At 63.3% G+C, this 237-nt stretch carries 1 protein-coding gene; it reads right to left on the bottom strand.

Going from position 1 to position 237, the window contains the following annotated elements:
* On the bottom strand, positions 1-237 hold a 237-nt coding region (locus tag SB756_RS35130), incomplete at both ends, for an alpha/beta hydrolase family protein (RefSeq protein ID WP_410913889.1).

Raw genomic sequence — 237 nt, 5'->3', positions numbered from 1 at the left:
CCAAGCGATTGCTGCCGGTAGGCGTTCAGGCGTTGGCGGTCGAGGGTTTGCATGGGAGTGTTCCATTCGTCGTCCCAATACATGGCGGGTACCCGCAGGGCCAGCCATTTGACGGACCGTTCGCGGGTCAGCAGCGTTGCCAGGTAGCCGCCATAACTGCTGCCGATGAGGGCGATGGCGCTACTGTCCACGGCTGGATGGCTCAGCAGCCGGTCGTAGGCCACCATCAGGTCATGC

The sequence above is a fragment of the Pseudomonas sp. SIMBA_068 genome (assembly GCF_046534705.1).
GTDB classification, from domain to species: Bacteria; Pseudomonadota; Gammaproteobacteria; order Pseudomonadales; family Pseudomonadaceae; genus Aquipseudomonas; species Aquipseudomonas putida.
This window is presented reverse-complemented; position numbering and strand designations above follow the sequence as displayed.